This is a genomic window from Priestia sp. P1_B12_1 (assembly GCF_056406695.1).
Window position 1 is genome coordinate 62,892 of sequence record NZ_JBFTZR010000002.1, and the last position, 21,311, is coordinate 84,202.

General features: G+C 38.5%; 20 protein-coding genes. 16 read left to right on the forward strand and 4 right to left on the reverse strand.

Going from position 1 to position 21,311, the window contains the following annotated elements; all coding sequences use genetic code 11:
• Positions 1–71 precede the first annotated feature (71 nt).
• Positions 72–2,675, forward strand: a complete 2,604-nt coding sequence (gene clpB / locus AC1D0Y_RS05945; protein WP_028407457.1) for an ATP-dependent chaperone ClpB — start codon at positions 72–74, stop codon at positions 2,673–2,675.
• Positions 2,676–2,864: 189 nt separating this feature from the next.
• Positions 2,865–3,116: a hypothetical protein gene (locus tag AC1D0Y_RS05950; RefSeq protein WP_014461601.1), complete on the forward strand. Its 252-nt coding sequence runs from the start codon at positions 2,865–2,867 to the stop codon at positions 3,114–3,116.
• A gap of 28 nt (positions 3,117–3,144) precedes the next feature.
• Here AC1D0Y_RS05950 and AC1D0Y_RS05955 read toward each other — a convergent pair whose 3' ends face one another.
• Positions 3,145–4,038 carry a helix-turn-helix domain-containing protein gene (locus AC1D0Y_RS05955; protein WP_028407458.1) on the reverse strand — a complete coding sequence of 298 codons (894 nt, stop codon included), beginning with the start codon at positions 4,036–4,038 and terminating at the stop codon, positions 3,145–3,147.
• Positions 4,039–4,376: 338 nt separating this feature from the next.
• On the opposite strand from AC1D0Y_RS05955, the gene AC1D0Y_RS05960 reads away from it, so the two are divergent.
• Positions 4,377–5,555, forward strand: a complete 1,179-nt coding sequence (locus AC1D0Y_RS05960; RefSeq protein ID WP_028407459.1) for a galactokinase — start codon at positions 4,377–4,379, stop codon at positions 5,553–5,555.
• 30 nt (positions 5,556–5,585) lie between these two features.
• Positions 5,586–7,109, forward strand: a complete 1,524-nt coding sequence (gene galT / locus AC1D0Y_RS05965; RefSeq protein ID WP_060746428.1) for a UDP-glucose--hexose-1-phosphate uridylyltransferase — start codon at positions 5,586–5,588, stop codon at positions 7,107–7,109.
• A gap of 42 nt (positions 7,110–7,151) precedes the next feature.
• Here galT and AC1D0Y_RS05970 read toward each other — a convergent pair whose 3' ends face one another.
• Both AC1D0Y_RS05970 and AC1D0Y_RS05975 read right to left on the reverse strand, forming a co-directional pair.
• A complete protein-coding gene (locus AC1D0Y_RS05970; RefSeq protein WP_217598981.1) occupies positions 7,152–8,036 on the reverse strand; it encodes an NAD(P)-dependent oxidoreductase in 885 nt (294 codons plus the stop codon).
• Positions 8,037–8,238: 202 nt separating this feature from the next.
• Entirely contained in the window at positions 8,239–8,427 is a 189-nt protein-coding gene (locus tag AC1D0Y_RS05975; RefSeq protein ID WP_013055400.1) for a YjzD family protein, read from the reverse strand.
• Between the two features lie 209 nt (positions 8,428–8,636).
• Between AC1D0Y_RS05975 and AC1D0Y_RS05980 the strand changes: the two genes are divergently transcribed.
• The 3 genes from AC1D0Y_RS05980 (at position 8,637) to AC1D0Y_RS05990 (ending at position 10,715) form a co-directional block, all read left to right on the forward strand.
• Positions 8,637–9,377, forward strand: a complete 741-nt coding sequence (locus AC1D0Y_RS05980) for a hypothetical protein (protein WP_043980490.1) — start codon at positions 8,637–8,639, stop codon at positions 9,375–9,377.
• 181 nt (positions 9,378–9,558) lie between these two features.
• Positions 9,559–10,443, forward strand: a complete 885-nt coding sequence (locus tag AC1D0Y_RS05985) for an NAD-dependent epimerase/dehydratase family protein (protein WP_060746426.1) — start codon at positions 9,559–9,561, stop codon at positions 10,441–10,443.
• Between the two features lie 77 nt (positions 10,444–10,520).
• On the forward strand, positions 10,521–10,715 hold the full coding sequence (locus AC1D0Y_RS05990) for a ComZ family protein (RefSeq protein WP_013081746.1): 195 nt from the start codon (positions 10,521–10,523) through the stop codon (positions 10,713–10,715).
• A 28-nt stretch (positions 10,716–10,743) separates the two neighbouring features.
• Here AC1D0Y_RS05990 and AC1D0Y_RS05995 read toward each other — a convergent pair whose 3' ends face one another.
• A complete protein-coding gene (locus AC1D0Y_RS05995; RefSeq protein ID WP_016763038.1) occupies positions 10,744–10,944 on the reverse strand; it encodes a hypothetical protein in 201 nt (66 codons plus the stop codon).
• A 256-nt stretch (positions 10,945–11,200) separates the two neighbouring features.
• Here AC1D0Y_RS05995 and AC1D0Y_RS06000 point away from each other — a divergent pair, with 256 nt between their 5' ends.
• The 9 genes from AC1D0Y_RS06000 to AC1D0Y_RS06040 all read left to right on the forward strand — a co-directional run bounded on the left by AC1D0Y_RS06000 (position 11,201) and on the right by AC1D0Y_RS06040 (position 21,284).
• Positions 11,201–12,139: a beta-ketoacyl-ACP synthase III gene (locus AC1D0Y_RS06000; RefSeq protein ID WP_013081747.1), complete on the forward strand. Its 939-nt coding sequence runs from the start codon at positions 11,201–11,203 to the stop codon at positions 12,137–12,139.
• A gap of 39 nt (positions 12,140–12,178) precedes the next feature.
• Positions 12,179–13,420 (forward strand): beta-ketoacyl-ACP synthase II, encoded by a 1,242-nt coding sequence (gene fabF, locus AC1D0Y_RS06005; RefSeq protein ID WP_013055405.1) that lies wholly within the window; start codon positions 12,179–12,181, stop codon positions 13,418–13,420.
• 105 nt (positions 13,421–13,525) lie between these two features.
• A complete protein-coding gene (locus AC1D0Y_RS06010; RefSeq protein WP_060746425.1) occupies positions 13,526–14,299 on the forward strand; it encodes a DUF2268 domain-containing putative Zn-dependent protease in 774 nt (257 codons plus the stop codon).
• Between the two features lie 226 nt (positions 14,300–14,525).
• Entirely contained in the window at positions 14,526–15,548 is a 1,023-nt protein-coding gene (locus tag AC1D0Y_RS06015) for an ABC transporter ATP-binding protein (protein WP_028407466.1), read from the forward strand.
• A complete protein-coding gene (locus tag AC1D0Y_RS06020; RefSeq protein ID WP_016763042.1) occupies positions 15,548–16,531 on the forward strand; it encodes an ABC transporter ATP-binding protein in 984 nt (327 codons plus the stop codon). Before AC1D0Y_RS06015 ends, AC1D0Y_RS06020 begins: the two co-directional genes overlap by 1 nt.
• Before the next feature lie 43 nt (positions 16,532–16,574).
• Positions 16,575–18,314, forward strand: coding sequence for an oligopeptide ABC transporter substrate-binding protein (opp4A, locus tag AC1D0Y_RS06025; RefSeq protein WP_477707378.1), 1,740 nt, complete (start codon positions 16,575–16,577; stop codon positions 18,312–18,314).
• Positions 18,315–18,342: 28 nt separating this feature from the next.
• Positions 18,343–19,308 (forward strand): oligopeptide ABC transporter permease, encoded by a 966-nt coding sequence (opp4B, locus tag AC1D0Y_RS06030; RefSeq protein WP_013055410.1) that lies wholly within the window; start codon positions 18,343–18,345, stop codon positions 19,306–19,308.
• Between the two features lie 11 nt (positions 19,309–19,319).
• The gene (opp4C, locus tag AC1D0Y_RS06035) at positions 19,320–20,234 is read left to right on the forward strand and encodes an oligopeptide ABC transporter permease (protein WP_028407468.1); all 915 of its coding nucleotides are present in this window, start codon (positions 19,320–19,322) and stop codon (positions 20,232–20,234) included.
• A gap of 300 nt (positions 20,235–20,534) precedes the next feature.
• Complete coding sequence (locus tag AC1D0Y_RS06040) at positions 20,535–21,284, forward strand: YjbA family protein (RefSeq protein ID WP_014461589.1); 750 nt, start codon at positions 20,535–20,537, stop codon at positions 21,282–21,284.
• Positions 21,285–21,311: the final 27 nt, after the last annotated feature.

Here is a 21,311-nt window from a genome sequence, read left to right on the forward strand (position 1 = left end):
TTGTTTTCCTATTGCTGGGTATAATGAAATAAAGGTCAATAAAGGTCAAATGTATCGAAGGAGGATGTTCAATGGATATAAATAAAATGACTCAAAAATTGCAAGAAGGCGTGATGGAAGCGCAGTCCGAAGCTATTAAACGAAATCAGCAGGAAGTGGATATTGCTCATTTGCTTTATACGCTCATCCATCAGCAAGATGGTATTGCTCCTCGCATATTAGATCATTTACATATCGATCATCAATCTTTTCAGCAGCAGGTAAATCAATTGCTTGCGAAAAAACCAGCCGTTACAGGAAGCGGTGCTGAAGCAGGGAAGGTTTATATTACAAATAAACTTCAGCAGCTGTTTGTTAAAGCTCAAGAAGAAGCATCTCGTCTGCAAGATGATTATGTTTCAGTTGAGCACATCTTTTTAGCGTTAGCACAGGAACCGTCTTCTAGTGAATATGGAAAGTTATTTTCAAGTCACGGTATAACAAAAAAAGCTCTGCAAGATGTGCTTACCAGCCTTCGAGGAAATCAGCGAATTACAAGTCAAAATCCGGAAGTCACATATGAAGCGTTAGCTAAATATGGAAGAGACTTAGTAGCAGAAGTACGAGCAGGGAACATTGATCCAGTCATTGGACGAGACGGAGAAATTCGCCGCGTTATCCGCATTTTATCGCGAAAAACAAAAAACAATCCAGTTTTGATAGGAGAACCTGGCGTTGGTAAAACAGCGATTGTTGAAGGTCTAGCACAGCGTATTGTTCGCCGAGATGTGCCTGAAGGATTAAAAGATAAAACCATCTTTTCATTAGATATGGGAGCTTTAGTAGCAGGAGCGAAATTCAGGGGAGAATTTGAAGAGCGTTTAAAAGCTGTTCTTCAAGAAGTTAAGAAAAGCAACGGTCAAATTCTTTTATTCATTGACGAGCTTCATACAATCGTTGGAGCAGGCCGTACGGATGGAGCGATGGATGCAGGGAATATTTTAAAACCAATGCTTGCTAGAGGAGAACTTCACTGTATAGGAGCTACAACTCTTGATGAGTACCGTCAGTATATTGAAAAAGATCCAGCGCTTGAAAGACGCTTTCAACAGGTGCTGGTTGAAGAACCTTCAGTAGAAGATACAATCTCTATTTTGCGTGGTTTAAAAGAACGATTTGAAATTCATCACGGTGTAAACATTCATGACCGAGCGATTGTTTCAGCAGCGGTTATGTCTGATCGTTATATCTCAGACCGCTTTTTACCTGATAAAGCAATTGATTTAATTGATGAAGCATGCGCAACCATTCGAACAGAAATTGATTCGATGCCCTCAGAATTAGATGAAGTAACACGACGTGTCATGCAGCTTGAAATTGAAGAAGCGGCATTAAGTAAAGAAACAGATCAAGCAAGCATCACAAGGTTAGAGGCAATTCGAAAAGAAGTCTCTGATTTAAAAGAGCGTGCAGATACAATGAAGCTGCAGTGGGAAAAAGAAAAGCAGTCGATTCAAACGGTGCAAGATGTCCGGGAGCAGCTTGAAAAAGCGAAGCGAGACCTAGAAGAAGCTGAAGGGAAATATGATTTAAATAAAGCAGCTGAACTTCGCCACGGACGCATTCCAGCTCTTGAAAAAGAACTAAAACAGCTGGAAGAAACAGCAGCTGAAAAAGCACAAGAAAACCGTTTGTTAAGAGAAGAAGTAACAGAAGAAGAAATTGCTGAAATTGTAGGAAGATGGACGGGAATTCCGGTATCAAAACTAGTTGAAGGAGAAAGAGAAAAGCTGTTGAAGCTTGAGTCAATTTTACAGCAGCGTGTGATTGGACAAGACGAAGCCGTATCCTTAGTGACGGATGCTGTGATTCGCGCACGGGCAGGCATTAAAGACCCGAACCGTCCGATTGGATCATTTATTTTCCTAGGACCTACCGGAGTAGGGAAAACGGAGCTAGCCAAAACGTTGGCACATTCTTTATTTGACAGTGAAGAACAAATGGTTCGTATTGATATGTCTGAGTACATGGAAAAGCATGCGGTCTCTAGGCTTATAGGAGCGCCTCCTGGCTACGTAGGATACGAAGAAGGCGGGCAGCTAACGGAAGCGGTAAGACGCAAGCCTTACTCAGTCGTTCTGTTAGATGAAATTGAAAAAGCCCATCCCGAAGTATTTAATGTGCTCCTTCAAATACTAGATGATGGAAGAGCAACAGATTCAAAAGGAAAAGTCATTGATTTTAAAAATACAGTTATTATTATGACGTCGAATATCGGTTCTCAATTTTTATTAGACGGTTTAACAAGTGAAGGCGAGATTACTGAAAAAGCCAGAGAGCAAGTGATGGCTCAATTAAGACAGCATTTTCGTCCAGAATTCTTAAATCGAGTAGACGACACGATTTTATTCAAACCGCTAACTGTTCATGAAGTAAAAGGGATTATTGATAAGCTATTGCTTCAGCTTGAAAAGCGTTTATCCGATCGTCATATTTCGTTAACGTTAACAGAGGAAGCAAAAAATTATATTGCAGCCTCCGGGTTTGATCCGGTATACGGAGCTCGCCCTTTAAAAAGGTTTATTCAAAAATATATTGAAACAAAAATTGCCCGAGAATTAATTGCAGGGCAAATTGAAGATTATAGTCAGGTGACAGTTGATGTAAAAGATGATGAGTTTGTTGTCAGCGTATAAGTTTTCTAAAAAGACCATTCATGATAAATTGAATGGTCTTTTTTTGCTATCAAAAGCAGTTCTCCTTTTAAAATAAATAAAAGAAAATACGTGAGAGCTAAGCGTAAAAACTTATTCAGTTTTAGGTTGTAGAATATATCTAATTCATTTATGATAATACAAAATGGGCAAAGGAGCATGAATGAGCACATGAAGGACCGTATAGAGCTTATATATGACGAAGCATACGATTTTATAGATCAGGCATTAACTAAAATAAGAGCGCTGGATAAAAATGATCTTCAAGCTGAAAATGAAGAAGTGCAGGAAAAGGCAGAACGGACAGAGTTTGCACTTCAAGCTGCACGAGATATTTTAGAAAATATGATTATCCCCGGTAAAAAATTGACTTTTATTTACGAAAAAGGTTCTGTGGTAGTAGAAATTCCCGATAAAAAATAAAAACGACTTCCTTTTATGGAAGTCGTTTTTATTTTGGCAATGCAAAGTGCTCATCAATGGATGCATCACTTTTTCGATACTGCCCGGGTGTCATATTGGTCGTTTTGCGAAATACTTTTGTTAAATAATTGGCATTTGCATAGCCGACGTTTTCAGCAATTTCTTCGATTGAGTACTTGGTTTGATGCAATAGCTCGGCCGCTTTTTGAATGCGAAGCTTCGTTAAATATTGAATCGGCGTAATCCCAGTCGTTTGTTTGAATAACCTGCTAAAATGATAGCGAGATAAATGAGCTGCATCTGCCATTTCATCCGGACCGATTTCTTCATGATAATGATTACGGGCAAATAAAATAGAGCTAATGATACTTTCAGGCCAATCTTCTGTAAAACTGTCCATGCTTTTAATATATTGGTACAGCTCCATTACAAAGCGGTAAGATAAGCTTGAGGCATGAAATGGGTCTGCTATATGTTTTTCACTTGCCCGTTTATATATTTGAGCAAGCAGCTGAACAGGTGCTGATTCAGGATGAAATCTAATTACAGGGGAGTGGTTTGACTGAATATAATCCCAGCATTTTTGTACTTCATCTCCGTATAATGTAAGAAAAATAAACTCCCAGTTTTCACTTTCCTTTGGTAAGTAATAGCGATAATTTCCAGGTATATTGACGATGAATGCTTTCCCAGCATCCACTTTATATTCTTGTCCATCTATTTCAATCATCCCGTACCCAGAAACCGTATATTGAAAAATATATTTCCCTACGTCTTTTCGCTGATTTCCGCTCCAGTTATAAAGGGGAGAGAAAACTTCATCCCACCCAACAGACCATAGCTGCGCAACTTCATTTGTGCGGGATTCTAAAAACCTGTATGCGTACGTTGAATATTCTTGAGCTTGGAAATGTGAGAGCAAATTTTCACCTTCTTTTTGAAATAAAGTAGTACTTAATTCTTACTTTAACGTAATCGCTTTCATTTTTCTATAATTTTTTGAAAATATCGTGATTATTTTTAGGGAATGTCTCTAAATCTATTATTTTCTTATAATTTGCAAGTCAAGGCTCACATAAAGATAACCCCTTTTTGGCGCAAGAGTAGTTCATCGTCAATTCAAAAGAATCATTTTTAAAGGGATAAGCAAAAAAGTACCGATTATCGATAGTAATTTTACCATTGAGGCAAGGAAAATTGGACTTTACAATGTACATATGAATCCGTTTCCAAAAAACTACTTAAAATAGGTGATAATAAATGCTGGGAAAATTAATCGAAGAGTTCAAACAAATATTTCATTCGTCAGAAGCTATTCGCTGCTTTTTTGCGCCAGGACGTGTCAATTTAATTGGAGAACATACTGATTATAATGGAGGGCATGTTTTTCCTTGTTCATTGAGTATAGGAACGTATGCGGTAGTACAAAAACGTCACGATCGAAAAATACGTATGTACTCTAAAAACTTCTCTGAAGCAGGCGTTATTGAATCCTCTTTAGAGCAATTAACGTACAAAATCGAAGATGATTGGGCTAATTATCCAAAAGGAGTAATGGATACCTTTAAAAAGCACGGATATGACCTTCCTTTTGGTTTTGATATCTTGTTTTTCGGCAACATTCCTAATGGAGCAGGGCTTTCATCATCGGCATCAATTGAGTTAGTCACATGCGTACTTTTAAATAAAATTCTTGAATTGAATATCGATATGATGGACCTTGTAAAAATGGCGCAGCAAGCTGAAAATGAATTTATCGGCGTAAGCTGCGGGATTATGGATCAGTTTGCAATTGGAATGGGAAAAGAAAATCAAGCCGTATTGTTAAACTGTCAAACTCTTGAATACCAGTATAGCCCGCTGCAGTTAACAGATGCTGTGCTCGTTATTTCTAACACAAATAAGCGAAGAGGGCTGGCAGATTCAAAATATAATGAGCGCCGTATGGAGTGTGAAAGAGCGCTGTCAGATTTACAAACGTCACTTTCCATTAATTCGCTTGGTGATTTAACCAAAGAACAATTTGAAAAGCATAAATCTTTGATACAAAACGAAGTAGATTGTAAGCGCGCTAAACATGCGGTATATGAAAATGAACGCACAAAAGAAGCGGTTGCTAAATTGCAAAACGGTGATTTAAAAGGGTTTGGTCAATTGATGAATGAGTCGCACCGTTCGCTGAGAGATGACTATGAAGTAAGCGGGAAAGAACTAGATGCTCTTGTAGAAGCAGCTTGGTTGCAAGAAGGCGTGATTGGATCACGCATGACAGGTGCAGGCTTTGGGGGCTGTACAATCAGCATCGTAAAAAAAGCACAGGTTGATAGGTTTATTGAGGAAGTAAAAGAAGCCTACTATAAGAAAACAAGTTTAGAAGCTGAATTTTACGTGGTTACCGTTGGAGAAGGAGCGCGCGAACTCACATTAGAAGCAGTATAAGAAAAAACAGATAGAGAAAGGAACGAGTGTATGTCAGTCAACATTCATGAAGAAATCACCCGACTTATTCAATATGGTCTGCAAAAGAATCTATTAACAAAATGGGATATAGATGTGGTGAGAAATAAACTGCTGGAAGTGTTAAAGCTCGATGAATACATCATGGTAGAAGTCAAACAAGAACGTCTGGAACATCCAGCTGCTATTTTAGACAACATGCTTGATTGGGCTGCTAAAAACAATCGAATTGCCGAGAATTCTATCACGTATAGAGATTTATTCGATACCAAAATAATGGGATGCTTTGCAAGCATGCCGTCAGAGGTTAATCGACTATTTTATGATTATTATCAACAAAGTCCTCAAAAAGCCACAAGCTACTATTATAAGCTGTCAAAAGACATTCACTACATTCGCCAAGATCGAATTGCTAAAAACGAAAGATGGGTAACAAACACTGATTTTGGAGAGCTTGAAATTACGATTAATTTGTCTAAGCCGGAAAAAGATCCAAAAGCAATAGCAGCAAGCAAATCATTGAAGGAAAGCAACTATCCACTGTGTCTTCTCTGTAAAGAAAATGCTGGTTATGCAGGTCGTATTAACCACCCAGCTCGTCAAAATCATCGGATTATTCCTGTGGAATTGCAAGAAGAGCTGTGGTACATGCAGTTTTCACCTTATGTTTATTATAATGAACATGCCATTATTTTTGCGAGTGAACATACACCCATGCATATTTCAAAGCAAACGTTTAAGCGGCTGCTTGCCTTCGTTGAACAATTTCCACATTATTTTTTAGGATCAAATGCAGATCTACCCATCGTAGGAGGATCTATTTTAACTCATGACCACTTTCAAGGCGGCTATCATGAGTTCCCTATGGCTAAAGCAAAAATGAATAAATTGTTCTCTCTCAAATCGCATGAAGAAGTGAAAGCCGGAATTGTTCATTGGCCGATGTCGGTCGTTCGTCTTCAAAGTCCGCACCTTGTACCATTAGTGGAAGCAGCAGATTTTATTTTGAAGAAATGGAAATCATATAGTGATCAAAGCGCTGGTATTCTAGCTTTTACAGATCAAACTCCTCACAATACAGTCACACCTATTGCTAGGAAAAGAGGAGATTTGTACGAATTAGATTTAGTACTGCGAAACAATCGAACAAACAGCAAACATCCAGATGGCATTTATCATCCGCATGCAGAAGTTCATCATATAAAAAAAGAAAATATAGGTTTAATTGAAGTAATGGGGCTTGCAGTTTTACCTGGTCGTTTAAAAGACGAAATGAGTCTAGTTGCCAAAGGGTTAGTTCAGAATAACCTGAGCGAGTTAGCCAGCAGGCATGACCACTTAAAAAAACACGTGGAGTGGGCTGAGCACATCAAGAAAAAGTATCCGCATATTGAAGAGAAAAATGTTCACGGGATTCTCCAACAAGAGCTTGGTTTAGTATTTGCGACTATTTTAGAACATGCAGGTGTGTTTAAACAAACTGCTGAAGGACAGCTTGCATTCAGTCGCTTTATGAATTCGTTAAATGAAGAGTAAATTATTAATAAAAACAGGCAGCTCATTATGAGCTGCCTGTTTTTATACAGTTAGGGCATGCTGTTTTAACAGGGTATATAGAGCCTGCGTTCCTTTATTGTCATCGCCTTGTTTTTCAAGCTGTTCATAAAGCGATTTTGCTAATTTTAATCCTGGTGTATACAGCTCCATTTCTTGGGCTGATTCAATGGCAATCTTCATATCTTTAATAAAGTGTTTAATATAAAAGCCCGGTTCGAAGTCTCCTTTAATCATGCGAGGGGCTAAATTGCTTAACGACCAGCTTCCCGCTGCACCTGTTTCAATACTTTTTAAAACGGTGTTCGGATCTAATCCTGCTTTTTCAGCATAAAGTATCGCTTCGCATACACCCATCATATTGGAGGCAATAGCAATTTGATTGCACATTTTTGTGTGTTGACCAGCTCCAGCGCTGCCTTGAAGAACGATATTTGTTCCCATTTTTTCAAGAATAGGCGTAACGGCAGAGAACGCTTCAGCATCGCCTCCTACCATAATCGCTAATGTTGCGTTTTGAGCTCCAATATCGCCTCCTGAAACAGGAGCGTCAAGCGCATGAATGTGCTTCTCTTTTGCTGCTTGATAAATCTCACGAGCAAGTATAGGGCTTGATGTCGTCATATCAATTGTATAGCAGCCTTTCTTTGCATTATGTATAATGCCTTCTTTACCTAAATAAATCTCTTTTACATCGTGAGGATAGCCTACCATGGTGATAATAACATCAGATTGTTCGGCCACTTCTTGAACGGTTTCTTTCCAGTTGGCCCCTTTTTCAAGTAGTGCTTGAGCACGAGTTTTTGTTCGCGTATAAACAAGGACTTCATATCCTGCGTCAATTAAATGCCCGGCCATGCTTTGACCCATAACGCCTGTTCCGATAAAACCAATTTTTTCTTTAGTCACAGCAGTATTCACTCCTAAAATTAATAGTTTGATTATTCTAAAATTATATAGTTAAAGGATGGGATAATCAATGATTATGAATGTATATAAATGTAAAAAACAGCTTCAGTCATTTGTTTTGAATACGAGTTAACGAAAGAAATTGCTGAGAAGAGCTTATGTCAAAAGATAAAAAAAGCGCTGGCTTTACAGCCAACACTTTTTAGTGATGATTATTTGCTGGTTTATTCGGTACACCCAGTTCTCCAATCAAAATTACAACTAGCGTGAAAACTACTCCAAGGATGGAAGCGGTTGCGAAACTGTAAGTACCGCCCGTCATTGCAGAGATTACGTACACTGCCATATTCATTAGTAAAAAGCCCCAAACAAAAGCCATTACGACACGCATTCTATTCACCTCGTTTACAGTACAGTTTGATTTCATTTTAGCATATAGCAGTCAAATAAGAAATTGAATTTTTTATGAATAAATAAGGGGCGTGTTCCCATGCAGAAACAAAAGAGCAATAAGTCAGAAATAGGCATTATTCTAGTGCGCTTTTTGATGGTTCTATCATACACTGTATGGAACAACTAGTAAGTTACGGAGGAAGAGCTATGATACATCGACGCTTTTTTAGCTTAGATACGCAATGGAATGTCGTACATGTCCCTGAACGACCGAATGGTTTCGGTGTGTTAGTATTGGGTGATAAAGATCATTTTGTTGAAAGTTCAACTAGCTTATGGATTCAGCATGGCGGAAGGTCACAGCTGTTGCAATGTTTACAAGATGAAGGATACACAGTATTTTATTCCAATTTATATGGGCGGCATTGGGGGTCTCCTGAAGCATATCACCTTGCAAAACAACTTTATCATTTAGTAATGAAACAAGAAATTTTAAATAAACGAATTCATATTTTAGCTGAAGGAATGGGGGCTCTGTTAGCGCTGCAGCTAATGGAAAATGACGGGAATACGTTCGTTCGATCAGCTGGTTTACTAAATCCATGTATTGATCTTCATACGCATGCAGAACATGAAAAAAACAATAAATTCTTTTATAAACAATTCACGAAGGACTTGACTCAAGCTTATAAAGTGGAGCGGAAGCAAGTATCAAAGTTAATTAAGGAGTACCCTTCTGTTACAGAATTAAAATCAGCGCTGCCCGTGAAGATATGGACGGCGCCTAATGCCTCTACTCATTATCCAATTGCACACAGTAAAAAATATGAACTACATCGTGAAGAACTTCACTCTCCGATTATGCTTTCACTTTATTTACCAGAAAAAAACTATTTGTTTGAACGGTCCCTTCTCCAATTTTATAAACAGCATGAAAAAGTGTTATAAGCAAAGCTTCTATGATTATACATATCATAGGGGCTTTTTGTATAAGAGATAAAATGAAAAAAGAGTTCATGATGCTTTTACAGATGAACCTCTTTGAAATAAGGAATGAGTGCCCTCTATAACTATAGGGATTTAAGCTTTTTGTTGAATAAATGATGAATGAAGAATTGGAGGAAGCGATATGGGAAATGTAGTAGTAATAGGGGCAAACCGCTTTATTGGTTTTCATTTATGTATGGCTTTTTTAGACGAAGGTACAGAAGTAAAAGGGTATACGCATTCTGCTCATAAAGAAGAAGATGATTTGCAGGAAGAGATGAAATTTTTCTTAGGGCGAAACGCTAATTATGCATCGACTGAAGTTGGAGAGTCATTAGATATGATTACCTCAGAAACGGATGTTGTCTACTTTACGTATTTCGATGGAGGAGATTTTTATCATCCTGATTTTTTAAGACAAGAAATGCAAAAAGCACAGCAAGTGCTCATTCAAGCGCTTAACAAATGCCGTCAATTCAACATTCGGTTTGTGTTTGTTTCTACCATGCGCGTATTTGGAGACCAGCAGCGAAAAATTGAAGAAACAACGATTCCAGAACCGGACAGTAGTGAAGGAAGGCTATACGTTCATTTTGAGCGAATGATAGAGAAATATAAAGATGATGGATGGCCCATTATAATTGTCAGAACGCCGACTCTTTACGGACCTTGGCAGCCTTTGTCAATGTGCTATTCCAAAAATATTGCCGGGTACGAAGAGGCTTTTGACATTATGGAAGGCACGGATTTTATTATTTATATTGAAGATGCCGTCAGTGCACTTAGACGCTGTAAAACTGCTGTATATTCATATGAAGTCGTTCATTTAGTTGAAGAAAAGTTACAGCCTTGGAGCGCAGGAGCAAACATTACTCATATGGAGGTGAAGGAAGAAGCGGCTCAAGAAAAATATGAAATCAGCAGGAAAGCGAAAGAACTGCTGCATTTTTCTTCAAAAGTAACGGCTAAAGAAGGCATTTATCTGCAAAAAAAACATATGAGAACATTCTTTTTACCTCTTCATTAAAAGGAGAAAGTTGTACTTATAGAATAGATTCGCTAATATAAGGAGGAATAAATGTTTTTAATAAAGGAGATTTCACTATGGAAGAGCAAAATATGCAATTCATGCAAATTGCAATGAAGTACTTGCCAGAAGCAAAACAGATCTTAGATGAAACAGGCGTTGAGTTATCAATGGAACACGTACAGCCGGTATTGACATTACTAACAAAAGTAATGAACGATGCCTATGAGCTTGGCAAGCAAGATGCATTAGCTGAAAATGAAAACAACTAAAGAAAACAGCTCGGTAGAATCCGAGCTGTTATTTTTGTTTGGAAAATAAATCGACTAAAGGGGCAAACTGTTTAAGAAGAGGAGCTAGTTCTTCGACGGCGAGTACAATTTCATCGATTTGTTTAAATAATCGTTCCCACTCCTCTCGCTCTCTTTCTTCTTTTGATTTTCTGCGCCCAGCTCCAAACATAAAATCAGAAAAACCTTCATTTCTTTGTCTTCTTGCCATGATACTCATTCCTTTCACTATTTTAATGGTGGGTAAGTTCTTACCTAATGTCCCATACTAGAGTAAGAGGGTCCCGTATCATTACTATATGTAGCATGATAGATACCTGAGTAGGACGAACACCTATATAGACAAAAAATAAAAAATGAAGTAAAATTAGTACCAACTCATAATAATTGATTATATAATCGATAAATGAAATGACGGATATAGGTTTTATAGGAATATAAGCCTTTTATTTAAAGGAGAGGTTGATATGAACGCTGGTGTTCTAGGAATTGGACGTTATGTACCAGAGAAAGTTGTAACAAATTTAGATCTTGAAAAAGTAATGGATACATCAGATGAGTGGATTCGTACGCGCACAGGTATTCAAGAGCGCCGAATTGCAGCCGATAACGAGGACACATCTGATTTAGCTTATAAAGCAGCAGTTGAAGCTTTACATAAAGCTAACGTCGAGGCAGAAGATATTGACATGATCATTGTTGCTACGGTAACGCCAGATCAACCGTTTCCTACAGTATCATGTATGCTACAAGAAAAATTGGGAGCAAAAAAAGCAGCTTCTTACGATGTGAGTGCCGCATGTGCAGGGTTTATGTACGGCATGATTACAGCTAAGCAATTTATTGAAACCAATGCTTACAAGCATATATTAGTGGTCGGTGTAGAAAAGCTTTCTAAGATTACAGATTGGGACGACCGTAACACGGCTGTTTTATTCGGAGATGGAGCAGGTGCAGTTGTAATGGGACCTGTATCAGAAGGACGAGGTATTTTATCCTTTGAACTAGGGTCCGACGGTACGGGAGGCAAGCACTTGTACCAAAACGAGCTTGATCATATTGTCATGAACGGACGTGAAGTATTTAAGTTTGCTGTTCGACAAATGGGGGAATCTGCTGTTAATGTAATTGAAAAAGCAGGTTTAACAAAAGAGGATGTTGATTTTCTCGTACCTCATCAAGCGAATATTCGTATTATGGAAGCTGCAAGACAGCGATTAGACTTGCCTGAAGAAAAAATGTCTAAAACAATCCAGTACTACGGCAATACATCAGCAGCATCGATTCCAATTTCAATTGTTCATGAGCTTGAAGCAGGGAAAATTCAAGATGATGATTTAATTGTAATGGTTGGCTTCGGAGGCGGCTTAACATGGGGAGCTATTGCTATTAGATGGGGAAAATAACACTACATTTTTAAAGCAACTGAAGGAGATGAATGTACGATGAATAAAAAACGTGTAGTTGTAACAGGACTTGGTGGGCTTACACCAATTGGAAATGACGTAGAAACAGCTTGGAAAAACGCAGTAGCAGGCGTGTCTGGCGTTGGTCCTTTAACAAGACTAGATGCAGATGAGTTCCCGGCTAAAGTAGCGGCTGAAGTAAAAGATTTTAACGTGGAAGATTTTATTGACCGCAAAGAGGCTCGTAAGATGGATCGCTTTACTCAATATGCAATGGTAGCTGCATTGGCGGCTGTTAAAGATGCGGATTTGACTATTACAGAAGAAATTGCTCCAAACGTCGGCGTTTGGATTGGTTCTGGAATTGGCGGTATGGAAACGTTTGAAAACCAATATTCAACGTTATTAGAAAAAGGTGCCCGCCGCGTAAGTCCATTCTTCATTCCGATGATGATTCCTGATATGGCAACAGGACAAGTTTCTATTGCTTTAGGGGCCAAAGGCGTGAACTCTTGTACGGTAACGGCATGTGCAACAGGTACAAACTCTATTGGTGATGCGTTTAAAGTCATTCAACGCGGAGATGCAGACGTGATGGTGACGGGCGGTACGGAAGCGCCAATCACGCGTTTATCTATTGCTGGTTTCTGTGCGAATAAAGCACTTTCTACAAATCCAGATCCTGCAACAGCATCTCGTCCGTTTGATAAAGACCGCGACGGCTTCGTTATGGGAGAAGGTGCGGGTGTTATTGTGCTTGAAGAGCTTGAACATGCACTAGCGCGCGGTGCACGTATTTATGCTGAAATTGTGGGTTATGGTTCAACAGGAGATGCTCACCATATCACAGCGCCAGCTCCAGGAGGAGAAGGCGGCGTTCGTGCAATGCGTCATGCCATTGAAGATGCAGGCCTACAGCCAAGTGATATTGATTACATCAATGCTCACGGTACAAGTACAGGATACAATGATAAATTTGAAACAATGGCCATTAAAGAAGTATTTGGCGACCACGCTCAAAAAGTAGCAATTAGTTCAACAAAGTCAATGACTGGACACTTGTTAGGAGCTGCTGGCGGAGTAGAAGCTATTTTTAGTGTGAAGGCAATTCAAGACGGTATTCTTCCTCCAACAATTAACTATCAAACACCTGATGAAGAGTGTGATTTAGACTACATTCCAAACAAAGCGCGTAAGCAAGAAGTAAAAGCGGTGCTAAGCAACTCACTTGGATTTGGCGGTCACAATGCAACAATCATCTTTAAAAAATACGAAGCATAATGAAAAATTCTAGGCTGATGCCTAGAGTTTTTTTATTTTTAATAACCAAAAGAGTAGCTGTGAACATATCATGAAACAAAAGGAAGAAGAAAGTGAGGGGAAAACATGCCGATTGTTTCAACTTCTACTTGGACGGAGCCGAAAGAAATAAGCCGTTATCTTGCGCGCTATTTTAAGAAATTAAAAGAAAAAGAATATATGGAATTACTTTTTAACTATGGAATGTGTCCGCCTTCTTTAATGTTTATAAAAGAATTAGAAGAAATGAAGAAAAGACAGGTTTGGAAGAAAGTTAAAGCACATTATGAGAAGCTTAAAAAAGCATGGAATGGGCCCGATGTAGCGGTGCTAGTGCTTCCAAGCAATCCTAGAAATCGAAAAATGCAGCGTGAATTTAATGGAAGAGCAGGTGTCGCTTTTACCGATAAATTATTTGTGTTTATGACAAGTCATACATCCGATGAAGAAATGTTAGCGGTGCTTACCCATGAATACCATCACGTTTGCAGGCTAAAAGCCATTAATAAATCTGATGAAACGATTACTTTGTTAGACGCTATGATGATGGAAGGGTTAGCTGAAAGAGCTGTAGAGGAGTATTGTGGTAAAAAATATTTAGCTCCGTGGACAAATTATTATACCATTGAAGAAGCTAAAAAAATGTGGGAAAAGCATGTTAAACCTTATTACAATCTCCGCGCCGACGAAAAGAAATATGATCAACTGTTATTCGGCCAAAATTGGTATCCAGAAATGATGGGCTACAATATTGGTTATCACCTTGTTACTTCATGTATGAAGCCTCACACTTTAACTACTACCGAGCTGCTTCCTCTTAGCACCAATACTATCTTAAAAAAATCTGCGTTCCAACTGTAAAAAAACAAGTTCTATATACCTAAAGTTAAAAATAGTAAATTTTATCCTATTTTCAACAAAAAATTAGGAGGTTTATGCGTTAAAGTGCCGAAGAGATATTCAGAAATCATTATTTTAAAAATAAAAAATATAATTAATTTTCAAAATATATTGATTTTGTAATGAAATTGTAATAATATCTTATTCAAATATAACAATTTTTAGAAAAATGAGGTGTGCATTATAAATGGATAAAAAGCCCGTCGAATCAACACCTTTACTAGAAGTGAAAAATTTACAAACTGCTTTTTCTATTAATGATTCCTGGCATAATGCTGTGGACGACGTGTCGTTTCAAGTCGGACGAAAGCGAATTATAGGGGTTGTAGGAGAATCTGGCTGTGGAAAAAGCGTATTGTCTTTATCCGTTATTGGGCTATTACCTAAAGTAAATAGTCAAATTAGAAGCGGAAGCGTTTTATTTAACGGAAAGAATCTTACGCACTTATCAGAAGATGAGATGAATGATGTTCGGGGGAAAGACATCTCAATGATTTTCCAAGAACCGATGACATCCCTTAATCCTGTGTTAACCATTGGGTATCAGCTGCAGGAAGTATTGTTTAACCATATGAATATATCGAAAGCGGAAGCGCGTGAAAAAAGCATTGCGCTTTTAAAAAGCGTTGGTATTTCGAGATCCGAAAAGCTCATCGATGAATATCCGCATCAGCTGTCAGGAGGAATGAGGCAGCGTGTCATGATTGCCATGGCGGTAGCTTGTCAGCCTAAACTTTTAATTGCTGATGAGCCGACAACGGCACTAGATGTTACGGTTCAAGCTCAAATTTTAGAATTGCTAAAAGAAATTCAAGAAAGCAATGATATGTCTATTATTATGATTACACATGATTTAGGAGTAGTTGCTGAGATGTGTGATGAAGTGATTGTCATGTATGGCGGGAAAATTGTGGAGCATACAGATGTTGATACGTTATTTTATGCGCCAAAACATCCGTACACGAAAGCGCTTCTTCACTCAATTCCACGCATGGAAGATGATGTAGAAGTATTAAATACGATCAAAGGAATTGTGCCTTCTCTTGTAAACATGCCGCGGACAGGCTGTCGTTTCGTTAACCGATGTCCTCATGCAATGGAAGACTGCAGTTCCGTTACGCCTGTTCTTCGCCAGGATTCACAGGGGCATGATGTCGCATGTCTGCTGTATAAAAATAGCTATCCGTCAAAAGGAGTGAAGACAAGCTAATGACTAAAGCAGTGAAAGATGTATTGCTAGAAGTTCAGCATTTAAAAACCTACTATCCTATTCACGGCGGATTTTTCCGAAAGAAAATTGGTGATGTAAAAGCAGTTGACGGTATTTCTTTTGCTATTCGAAAAGGAGAAACGCTCGGTCTAGTAGGAGAATCTGGCTGTGGAAAATCCACGGCAGGAAGAACAATTCTAAGACTGTTGGAACCAACTAGCGGAAAAATTATTTTCGATGGTAAAGATATCACAGAAGCAAAAGGAACTTCTCTCCGTAAAATTAGACAAGATTTTCAAATGGTTTTTCAAGATCCCTATGCTTCCCTCAATCCAATGCAAATGGTTGGAGATGTTATTTCTGAACCAATTCGGAATTTTACAGGAAAATCAACCAATCAATTAAAATCAGAAGTTATGAATCTACTTACAAAAGTAGGGTTACCGGAAGATGCATACTATAAATATCCTCACGAATTTTCCGGTGGACAGCGTCAGCGGATTGGAATTGCACGTGCACTTGCACTTCGTCCAAAACTTATTATTGCTGATGAACCGGTATCGGCACTCGACGTTTCTGTCCAATCACAAGTTTTAAACCTTCTAAAAGAACTTCAACAAGAATTCGACCTAACCTTTTTATTTATTGCCCATGATTTGAGTGTTGTTAAACATATGAGTGACCGTATCGGTGTTATGTACCTAGGCGGTTTAGTGGAAATTGCTGATAAGAAAAGTCTGTACGCAGAGCCATTGCACCCTTATACGCAAGCGCTTGTATCGGCTATACCTGAACCAGATCCGCGAAAGAAAAAACAGCGTATTATTTTACAGGGAGATGTGCCAAGTCCAATTGATCCGCCAAAAGGCTGTGCGTTTCATCCTCGCTGTATACATGCAATGGCGGAGTGCAGCCAAACGAAACCTGCCTTAAAGGAGGTGAGACCTGGCCATCAAGTAGCTTGCCATTTATATAACTCGTAAAAGCTACATACGAACAGATTATTAGTTAAATAGGGGGAACGTCATGATGAAAAAGAAATCGTTTTTATCACTTGTTTCCATTTTGCTTGTGCTATCGCTTTTTCTAGCGGCATGCAGCGGTGGAAGCAGTTCTTCATCTTCTAGTAATAAAGAAGGCGGAGAAACAAAAACTGAAGGTGCAAAAACAGACAAGCCAAAAGATGGCGGGACGATTACGTATGGGATTGACGGAGCGCCGGAAGGGCTTTTTGAGTACGCATTGTATGGTAGTGCATATGATAGCCAAATCTTAGAATTTATCAATGAAGGTCTCTTTACTTATGATAAGAAATTAAAGATTAAATCTGACTTAGCTACTTGGGATGTGAGTGGTGATAAACTAACTTACACGTTTAAATTAAAAAAGGGGATTAAGTGGCATAATGGAGATCCATTAACTGCAGATGATTTTAAATATACGTATGAAACGATTGCCGATAAAGACTATACAGGTCCACGCTATGTAAACGTTGAGCACATTAAAGGCGCTCAAGAATATCACGACGGCAAAGCGGATTCTATTTCCGGAGTTGAAGTAGTAGATCCACAAACATTTAAAGTAACGTTTAAAGAAGTTCGTGTAAATAACTTAGACAATCTGTGGCCATATCCAATGCCGAAAAAGTACTATGAAGGAATTGCTGTAAAAGATCTTGCAGAGTCCAAACAAGTTCGTAAAGAGCCTATTGGTGTTGGACCGTTTAAAGTGAAAAAAGTAGTAGCAAGTGAATATGTCCAAATGGAGCGCAATGATGATTATTGGAAAGGTAAACCCCATCTTGATGGTGTTGTTGTAAAAGTACTGGATCCATCTGTTTCCGCCGGAGCATTGAAAAAAGGCGATGTCGACATTATGGATGTTCGTCCAGCTGATTTAGGGCAAGTTGAAAAAGCGGAAAACTTAGACTTTTTGGAAGGGAAATCAACTAGTTATTCGTATATTGGTCTACGATTTGGACATCGTGATCAAAATGCTGGTAAAAACGTAGATGATTACGAAAAGTTCAAAGATCTAAAACTTCGTCAAGCATTGCTTTATGCAATAGATAGAAAAGCAATGGTAAAAGCATTTATGAACGACAAAGCGGTTGTTTCTAACACAGTTATTCCGTCTGTATTCTGGATTGCTGCTGACCAAAAAGATTTAACAAAGTACAAGTATAGTCCAGAAAAAGCTAAAAAATTATTAGCTGAAGCTGGTTATAAAGATAAGAATAATGACGGTTTTGTAGAAGATCCAAACGGAAAACCATTTACGATCTCATTCGGTCACTATGCTGGTCCAGCCAACTTCGAGGGTCGTGCGAAGGCTATTATGCAAGCATGGAATGATATTGGTATTAAAACAAAATTAGCAACGGGTTCACTTGTTGAATTTAACTTGTACAATGAAATGAAAGATAACGATGATAAGGCGTTAGAAGCGTTCTTTGGTTCTTGGGACACTGGTTCAGATCCAGATCCTACAGGATTATGGAGCTCTGATGCTGAATGGAACTATGGGCGTTGGGTAAATAAGGAATCTGATGAAATGCTTAAAGACGGTTTGAGCGAAAAATCATTTGATGATAAATACCGTAAAGATGTATATGTAAAATGGCAAAAATTCTTTAATGAGCAGTTGCCAGCACTTCCTTTATGGGAAAATATCAATATTTATGCTGTGAATAAGCGTGTGAAAAACGTAACTCCAGATCCATCAACGGTAGTTGTAGATCCGGAGAAATGGTCTGTAACGGAATAAGTATTTTACATGTAAAGGAGAGTCAACGATGCTGCAATACTCACTAAGACGTATTTTAGGGATGATTCCAATGTTGATTCTGATCTCCTTTGTTGTGTTTTCCCTGGCAAAAATGATGCCAGGGGACCCTTTTGGGGGAGAAATCAACCCTAGTAATACAGATCCAAAATACATTGAGGAAATGCGTGATAAGCTAGGATATAACGATCCTATCTACGTTCAATATTGGAACTGGGTAAAAGGAGTGGCACAAGGAGATTTAGGAAAGTCAACAACTCATAAGTTACCGACATTAGATATTATTTTAGAGCGTATGCCTAATACTATCTTTTTAGCTTTGACTTCGCTTTTGATTACGTATGTGTTTGCATTTATTTTAGGTATGTATGCAGGAAGAAAACCGTATACCTTAGCAGATAACTTTATTGCAGGATATAATTACTTTGCATTAGCGGTTCCATCGTTTATCGCAGGGATCGTAGGCATTTATTTATTTTCCTTTCAGTTAGGTTGGTTTCCATTTAGCGGTTCTGTTGAAGTAGGATTGAAAGAGGGATCATGGGAATTTATTCAAAGTAGAATTCATCACGTTATATTACCCGCGCTGATTCTTGGCTTGATGTCGACCGCTCAGTATACCCAGTTTTTGCGCAATGATATTATTGAAAACAGTCGCAAAGATTTTGTGCGCACTGCTAGAGCAAAAGGGACAAAAGAATCTAAAATTTATAATGTTCATATCTTACGCAACTCAATGATTCCGCTTATTACGTTTTTAGGGTTTGATCTTGTAACAATCATTAGCGGTTCTATCATTACAGAGACGATCTTTACGTATCCAGGAATCGGAAAATTGTTCGTTGACTCTGTAGCAACTCGTGACTACTCAGTTATGATGTCGCTTACAATGTTGTTTTCAATTTTAACACTGGTTGGGAATCTGGTTGCTGATTTGTTATACGGCGTAGCAGATCCGCGTATTCGTTTGGATTAGGAGGAGAAAGTATGGAAATTGTAACGAAAAAAGATGTACAGCCAGAAGTGAATATGAAAGCTCCTAAAAACCTTTCTCCATGGGCGATTGCGCGAAAGAAGTTTGTTAAAAATAAACTGGCCATGATAAGTTTAGCTTTTATGATTGTGATTACGCTTCTTGCCATTTTTGCACCGCTGCTTACAAAAGCAGATATTACACGTATCGACTATATGGCGATGAATGCAGCGCCTTCTAGTGAGCATTGGTTTGGAACGGATACAAATGGGCGAGACGTATTTGCACGTACATTGTATGGAGGAAGAACTTCGTTACTGATTGGAGTTGCTTGTACAACGCTCGTTATTTTAATCGGAACTTTTATTGGTTCGATTGCGGGTTATTACGGGGGCAAGGTGGATCAATTCTTAATGCGTTTTACAGACTTTGTATTAAACTTTCCGCTAATTGTTTTCGTTGTAGTGTTAAATACAATCCTAATTGGAAAGATCTCAGGCGTTTGGACGCTCATCCTAGTTGTTAGTTTCCTAAGCTGGGGAAGTACGGCCCGGCTGGTTCGAAGCAAAGTCTTGGCTGAAAAAGAAAATGAATATGTGCTTTCAGCTGTTTCCATTGGGTGCAGCCCGTTTAAAATCATCTTTAAACATTTGCTGCCAAATGTGTTTTCAACGATTGTGGTTCAAGCCAGTTTGCAGATGGCGATCCTTATTGTGTTTGAGTCAGCGATTAGCTTTATCGGTTTTGGCGTGCCGGCTGATACGCCAAGCTGGGGGAATATGCTGACAGAAGCAAGGGAATCAGATGTGCTGCAGAATAAGCCTTGGATGTGGGTTCCGCCAGGTTTAGCTATTACATTTACAATCCTAGCTATCAACTTCATTGGTGAAGGATTAAAAGATGCTTTGAATCCCAAATCTCTTCGTTAAAAATCTATCACAAAAGTGTGATAGATTTTTTTAGGTTTGTCAGACCTCCTGACAAACCTATTATTATAGAAGAAACTCGGATTTTTTTCTGCTTATAGGGGTCGATATAGCTCATGAAGCCTTTAGCAATCATTAGCACTGGCGTTATATCTGTGCTTCGAAATAAGTGCATTTGAACAATAGCCAACAACGAAGGTATTTTACAATTAATTTTTAGAAAAATAACATCATTTGGAATAAAAATTCCTTTCTCTGCCTATACTGATGGATAACAAACAGATAGTAAGTGAGGGGTAAATTATGCTATATCTTCATGATGTATGGGTTAATTGGTTTGAAGGCGAAGAAAACGGTTATAATGTGTGTCATTTCCATGAGTGGAGAAAAGACGATTGTGTAGAACTGCTCGATCAAGCACCGTTATTAAAAGTAAATCCGCTTTTATTTCATTACATTGAAAATGATCTTTCCGAGCTACCTCAACAACTACTACAAGATGTCTATCAGAAAGCATACATTCGGAAAAATCATGAACGCACGCAGGTTGAATATTGTTTTATCGTTACAGATGGAACGAATATTTTAGCAATTGATACGATGGGATATCATATTCCAATTCGAAAAAGCCGCTTAATTCCAAGACAGGAACAGTTAGTCTATGAGATGATTGCGGATCAAGAAGAGCTAGAATATAAGTTCAGTGAAGACGAGCTGAATAAAAAAGAGCATCATATTCTTTCACCGTCTCCTGAAACGATGAGAGGACTAACACGTAAAGAACGTCAGCTAAAACAGCTGTTATTTATGGCACTTGATCAGCTACATACAACAAAAAATACAGCTCAAATCCGCTACTGGTACACGGAGTGGAATCCAACGAAGTACGAAGACATTCAAGAGATGCCGTTTCAAGACGTGTGGAATCAGCTATACGATGAAACGAAGTCAGGGTGGTCACCGAAGCATAAATTATTATGCGAGCGCTTAGTAAAAGGACAACCTTTCTTTGAAAAACTTTGGGAAATTGAACAAGAGCCAAAAGTTAATTAAAAAAAACGACTGCATAGCAGTCGTTTT